Origin of the sequence: Streptomyces sp. NPDC013455, assembly GCF_040632975.1 — a bacterium.
Taxonomy (GTDB): Bacteria; Actinomycetota; Actinomycetes; order Streptomycetales; family Streptomycetaceae; genus Streptomyces.
Genome location: NZ_JBEYCX010000032.1, coordinates 42452 through 48782, shown reverse-complemented (window position 1 = coordinate 48782; position 6331 = coordinate 42452). Strand labels below are relative to the sequence as shown.

Annotated in this window: 5 protein-coding genes; 1 reads left to right on the top strand and 4 read right to left on the bottom strand. The window is 73.4% G+C overall.

Annotated features, from left to right (window positions below; translation table 11 throughout):
• Window positions 1-122 precede the first annotated feature (122 nt).
• The 4 genes from ABZ576_RS32745 to ABZ576_RS32730 form a co-directional block, all read right to left on the bottom strand.
• Window positions 123-716, bottom strand: coding sequence for a hypothetical protein (locus tag ABZ576_RS32745; RefSeq protein ID WP_360749200.1), 594 nt, complete (start codon window positions 714-716; stop codon window positions 123-125).
• A gap of 277 nt (window positions 717-993) precedes the next feature.
• Window positions 994-1998, bottom strand: coding sequence for a serine/threonine-protein kinase (locus ABZ576_RS32740; RefSeq protein ID WP_360749197.1), 1005 nt, complete (start codon window positions 1996-1998; stop codon window positions 994-996).
• A 197-nt stretch (window positions 1999-2195) separates the two neighbouring features.
• Window positions 2196-4616, bottom strand: coding sequence for an endopeptidase La (gene lon, locus ABZ576_RS32735; RefSeq protein ID WP_360749194.1), 2421 nt, complete (start codon window positions 4614-4616; stop codon window positions 2196-2198).
• A gap of 82 nt (window positions 4617-4698) precedes the next feature.
• Window positions 4699-5427 (bottom strand): rhomboid-like protein, encoded by a 729-nt coding sequence (locus tag ABZ576_RS32730; RefSeq protein ID WP_360749191.1) that lies wholly within the window; start codon window positions 5425-5427, stop codon window positions 4699-4701.
• A 195-nt stretch (window positions 5428-5622) separates the two neighbouring features.
• Between ABZ576_RS32730 and ABZ576_RS32725 the strand changes: the two genes are divergently transcribed.
• Window positions 5623-6300, top strand: a complete 678-nt coding sequence (locus ABZ576_RS32725) for a spermidine synthase (protein WP_360749189.1) — start codon at window positions 5623-5625, stop codon at window positions 6298-6300.
• Window positions 6301-6331 lie beyond the last annotated feature (31 nt).

The following is a 6331-nucleotide window of genomic DNA, read 5'->3' as shown; positions in this document are numbered from 1 at the left end:
CCGCGACGAGCCTCTCGTACTCGGCATCGAGACCTCCTGCGACGAGACCGGCGTCGGCGTCGTCCGCGGCACCACCCTGCTGGCGGACGCCGTCGGCCGGGTGGCCGCCACCCCCCGGACCGTCAGAAGAGGCTGATTCCGCCGGCGCCGCCGTTACCGCCGATGCCACCGATGAAGCCCCCGCCGCCCTTGCCGCCGGCGCCACCGGCACCGCCCTGGAAGATGCTGTTGCCGCCCTTGCCGCCGGTACCGCCCGCACCGCCCTGGAGCAGGCCGTCACCGCCGCCACCGCCGCTGCCGCCGCCACCGCCGGAGAGGATGCCGGTGCCGCCGTCTCCGCCCTTGCCGCCCGCGCCGCCGATGACGCCTTCGCCGCCGCCACCGCCGCCACCGCCGCCACCACCGACGAGGATCCCGTTGCCGCCGTTGCCGCCGGCACCGCCCGCGCCACCGACGCCGGTGACACTGCCGCCACCGGAGCCGCCCGCCCCGCCGCCGCCGCCGACGACACCGTCGCCGCCGGCGCCACCGGCCCCTCCGGCGCCTCCGCCGTCCAGGAAGGCCACGGTCGACGTGGGCATCGGGGCCGCCATCGCCTCGGACACCGGCAGGAGGACACCACCGGTGACCACCGCGGCCGCGGCCATGACGGTCGCCAGACGGAGACCTCGGCGCTTCGGGCGAGCCGTTTCGTGGGTGTGAAGAATGCGCGTCATGATTTCTCTCCCGTATCTGTGAGAATTTCAGTGAAGAATTCCGGAGGGCTTTTCCGCCTCCGTGCCGCCTCGTTTTCTTTCCGGTGAGGCCGCACTTCAAGTAGGCCCGAACGGGGAAGAGGGGTCACGTTCCGAGGACTCGGGACTTGACGGAGCGGCGGACGCCGGGTAGCGCCCGGACCAGCGGCAGGGGGCGGCGCGAACGGATACGGATCGGCACCGGTCGGCGCGGATCAGGCGCGGATCGACTGCGGATCAGACGCGGATCAGACGGGGATCAGCTGAGGACCGGCCGGGCCCAGGAGGGCGGTTCCGGCGGTGGGACACGGTCGGCCGGCGCGGGCCCCGGGGCCGGGTCCGGGTGCCGGTCCGGTTGCACCGCCGGTTGCACCGCCGGCGCAGGGGTCTGCGGGCCGGCCTCGTGGATGGCGCCGCGCAGGGCCGCCACGAAGTCCAGACAGGTGTCGTAGCGGTCGTCGGGGATCTTCGCCAGGGCCCGCCGCAGTACCTCGTCGGCGTCACCCGGGATCTCCGGCCGCTCCTCGCTCAGGGCGGGCGGCGGGTCGTACTGGTGGGCCCAGAGCAGGTCCAGGTGGTCCGCCCGCTCGAAGGGCGGGGCCCCCGCGAGGGTCTCGTGGACCACACAGGCGAGGCTGTACTGGTCGGACCTGCCGTCCACCGGGCGCCCGGCGATCCGCTCGGGTGCCACGTAGTCCAGCGTGCCGACGAACTCGCCCGCGGTCGTGAAGCCGGTCAGCGACAGCGACTTCTTCGCCAGCCCGAAGTCGGTGAGGTAGACGTGCTCGGGGTGGTCGCTGTCGACGCCCTTGGCCACCAGCACGTTGCCGGGCTTGACGTCCCGGTGCACCAGGTCGCGCGCGTGGGCCGCGTCGAGCGCGGAGGCGAGCTGGGCGGCGATGCGCAGCGCGGCCGGCAGCGGGAGCGGGCCCTCGCGGTCGAGCAGGGCGCGCAGGTCGAGGCCGGAGACGAAGCACATGGCGATGTAGAGGATCCCGTCGGCCTCGCCGGCCTCGAAGACGGGCACGATGTTGGGGTGGTCGATGGCCGCGGCCACCCGCGACTCCTGCGCGAAGCGGTTGCGGAAGGACTCGTTGCGGGTGTACTCCGGGGCGAGCAGCTTCAGGGCGACCGTGCGGCCGAGGCGCAGGTCCTTGGCGCAGTAGACGACGGCCATGCCGCCGCGGCCGAGTTCGCGTTCCACCCGGTAGCCCGCGATCTCGGCCCCGATCAGCCCGGAGGGGCTCTCGGGGGGCCAACTCACGCCTGAATTCTACCGGGCCGTCCCGGTACGGGGGCATCCCCGGACGGCCAGGCCACCCGGTAGGGGGGGCGTGGCGTAGCCCAGGGCACCCCCCGCCCGGGCGCATACCCGAGGCCCCGGGCCACCCCGTACGGGCGTACGGCAGAGGCCCGGGTCTCCCTTACGGGACCCGGGCCCCGCCTATCCGGCGGCGTCCGTCACGCCGCCACCGGAACCTCCGGCTCCGCGCCGTTCACGGCGGGCGCGAGCGCCAGCTCCAGGACCTGGCGGACGTCGGTGACGGCGTGGACGTCCAGCTTGTCCAGCACCTCGGCCGGAACGTCGTCCAGGTCGGGCTCGTTGCGCTTGGGGATGATCACGGTGGTGACCCCCGCGCGGTGGGCGGCGAGCAGCTTCTGCTTCACACCGCCGATCGGCAGCACCCGGCCGGTCAGCGAGACCTCGCCGGTCATGGCGACGTCCGTGCGGACCAGGCGGCCGGAGAGCAGCGAGGCGAGGGCCGTGGTCATCGTGATGCCCGCGCTCGGGCCGTCCTTCGGCACCGCGCCCGCCGGGAAGTGGATGTGCACGCCCCGGTCCTTCAGGTCGGCGACCGGCAGCTCCAGTTCGGCGCCGTGGCTGCGCAGGAAGCTCAGCGCGATCTGCGCCGACTCCTTCATCACGTCACCCAGCTGACCGGTGAGGGTCAGCCCCGCCGCGCCCGTCTCCGGGTCGGCCAGGGACGCCTCCACGTAGAGCACGTCACCGCCGGCACCGGTGACCGCCAGACCGGTCGCCACTCCGGGCACGGCCGTACGGCGCTCGGCCGGGTCCTGGGCGGACTCGGGCACGTGGTGCGGGCGGCCGATCAGGTCGCGCAGATCGGCGTCGGTCACCGTGAAGGGCAGCTCCCGCTCGCCCAGTTCGTGCTGCGCGGCGATCTTGCGCAGCAGCCGTGCGATGGACCGCTCCAGCGTCCGCACGCCCGCCTCGCGGGTGTACTCGCCGGCGAGCTTGCGCAGCGCGCCCTCGTCGAGGGCGACCTCGTCCTTGTCCAGTCCGGCCCGCTCCAGCTGGCGCGGGAGCAGGTGGTCACGGGCGATGACGACCTTCTCGTCCTCGGTGTAGCCGTCCAGGCGGACGATGTCCATGCGGTCGGCGAGCGCCTCCGGGATGGCCTCCAGGACGTTGGCCGTGGCGAGGAAGACCACGTCGGAGAGGTCCAGCTCGACCTCCAGGTAGTGGTCCCGGAAGGTGTGGTTCTGCGCCGGGTCGAGCACTTCCAGCAGGGCGGCGGCCGGGTCGCCCCGGAAGTCGGACCCCACCTTGTCGATCTCGTCCAGCAGGACCACCGGGTTCATCGACCCGGCCTCCTTGATGGCGCGCACGATGCGGCCGGGCAGCGCCCCGACGTAGGTACGGCGGTGGCCGCGGATCTCGGCCTCGTCGCGGACGCCGCCGAGCGCGACCCGGACGAACGCGCGCCCCATGGCGTGGGCGACGCTCTCCCCGAGGCTGGTCTTTCCGACACCGGGCGGGCCGACCAGGGCGAGCACGGCACCGCCGCGCCGCCCGCCGATGACACCCAGGCCCCGGTCGCTGCGCCGCTTGCGCACGGCCAGGTACTCGGTGATGCGCTCCTTCACGTCCTCCAGACCCGCGTGCTCGGCGTCCAGGACCGCCTTGGCGCCCTGGATGTCGTAGGCGTCCTCGGTCCGCTCGTTCCACGGCATCTCGAGGACCGTGTCCAGCCAGGTGCGGATCCACGAGCCCTCGGGCGACTGGTCGGAGGCGCGCTCCAGCTTGTCGACCTCCTTCAGGGCCGCCTCGCGGACCTTCTCCGGCAGGTCGGCGGCCTCCACCCGGGCGCGGTAGTCGTCGGACTCCTCGCCCTCCTTCTCGCCGTTGAGCTCGCGCAACTCCTTGCGCACCGCCTCCAGCTGACGGCGGAGCAGGAACTCGCGCTGCTGCTTGTCGACGCCCTCCTGGACGTCCTTGGCGATGGTCTCGGCCACCTCCTGCTCGGCGAGGTGGTCGCGCAGCTGCTGGGTGGCGAGCTTGAGGCGGGCGACCGGGTCGGCCGTCTCCAGCAGTTCGACCTTCTGCTCGGTGGTCAGGAACGGCGAGTAGCCGGAGTTGTCGGCCAGTGCCGAGACGTCGTCGATGGCCTGGACGCGGTCCACGACCTGCCAGGCGCCGCGCTTCTTCAGCCAGTCGGTGGCGAGCGCCTTGTACTCCTTGACCAGTTCCGCGACCTGGCCCGGCAGCGGATCGGGCACGTTCTCCTCGACGCGGGCGCCCTCGACCCAGAGCGCGGCGCCGGGGCCGGTGGTGCCGGCGCCGATCCGCACCCGGCTCCGGCCACGGATCAGAGCCCCCGGGTCGCCGTCGGCCAGCCGGCCGACCTGCTCGACGGTGCCGAGGACACCGGTCCTGGCGTACGTGCCGTCGACGCGGGGCACCAGCAGCACCCTGGGCTTCCCGGGTTCGGAGCGGGCGGCGGCCTGGGCGGCCTCCACCGCGGCCCGTACCTCGGCGTCGCTCAGGTCCAGCGGAACCACCATGCCGGGCAGCACGACCTCGTCGTCGAGCGGCAGCACGGGCAGGACGAGCGTGAACGCCGTGGACTCAGCAGCCATGATCTCCCCTTAGGCAGTCAACTTGAGCTATGCCGACTCAACTACAGGGGCGGTGCCGATGTTCCCGGGCTCGTGTTCGCTGTCAGCGATCACCGATTCCGTGCGGCGGGGCCGGCCGGTGCCAGCGGCGCACCAGCGGCCAGGCGGCCACGCCGACCGCCAGGGCGACGAGGTGGCCCCAGTCGGTCACCGGGTCCTCGAAGTCGTACAGGCCGTCCAGGACCGCGCCGCCGGCGAGGAACAGCAGCGGCCAGCGCAGCCGGGGGCCGAGCAGTCCGGCCAGGGCGCCCACGCTGGCGGCCACGCCGAAGCTGACGCCGTAGTCGAGGCGGTGCAGCGAGGTGCCGGGCAGACGACCGGCGAGGACGGCCAGACCCACCGGTATCTCGGTGGCGAGGGTGGCCAGGACGTGGCCGGCCAGGAAGACACAGGCGGTGCGCACCCCGCCTATCCGCCGCTCCAGCGCGGTGAGCGCCAGCACGAACGCGGCCGCGTACGGCGACAGGAGACCGCCCGCGATCCACAGCGCGCTGGCCAGCAGCACCGGCACGGGCGAGCGCAGCAGGTGGGCCACGTCCGTGCTGGAGTCCTGGTGGAGGGTGTGCACCCAACCGGGCTCGGCCAGCGCCGCGACCAGGGAGGTGACGGCGAGGACGGCCGCGTAGGCGACGGTGAATGGGGTACCGGCCGGCGTCGGCAGCAGGCCGGCGAGCACCGGGGGCGGGGCGGCGCGGGCGGCGCCGCCGGGAAGGGTCCTGCTCGCCGGGACGGGCTCGGAGGTGTGCGCGGGGCCCGTCGTGCTCCGTTCCACGGTGAGGCACTCCTTCCGTCGCGCCCCACCCTCGGCGCTCGGCGTGGTCCTGTCTATGACCGGCGCCACGCGTGAGCCGTTCCACGGCAGCCCCTCACCCGCCGGCCGCGTCCGGCGCCCGGCCGCGGCCACTCGTCCGTGGGCGTCCTGGGTAATTCCCGTGAAGGACAGGCTCCGTTCGAGCAGGATGGGGTCATGACTGCCGTGTACGACACTCCCGTGGTCCTGGACCGGCGCGACGGCCCGTACGGCGAGGTGGTGCTGCGCAGACACGGTGCGCTGCTCCAGATCATCGCCAACGGCTGCTTCCTGATGGACACCTCCGACGGCCGCTCGGAGCGGCTGCTGGTCGACGCCGCCCGCGAGGCGCTGGACGGGCGCCCGGCACCGGAGGTGCTGATCGGCGGTCTGGGCGTGGGGTTCTCGCTCGCACACGCCGCCGCCGATCCCCGGTGGGGGCGGATCACCGTGGTGGAGCGGGAGCCCGCCGTCATCGGCTGGCACCGCGGCGGACCGCTGGCCGAGGTGTCCGCCGGAGCGCTCGCCGACCCGCGCACCAGGATCGTCGCAGCGGATCTCGTGTCGTACGTCAATGAGACATCGGACACGTTCGACGCCCTGTGCCTCGACATCGACAACGGCCCCGGCTGGACGGTCACGGAGGACAACGACGGCCTCTACGCACCGGCCGGACTCGCCGCCTGCGCACGGGTGTTGAGGCCCGGCGGGGTACTCGCGGTGTGGTCCGCCGAGCGGTCTCCGGAATTTGAAGGAAGCTTGCGGAATGCCGGGTTCCAGCAGGTGCGTACCGAAGAGGTGCCGGTTGCCCGGGGCGTTCCGGACGCCGTTCACCTCGCGGTCCGACCTGGATAGCGACAGCGCGGTGAGTCCCCGTAATGTGCTG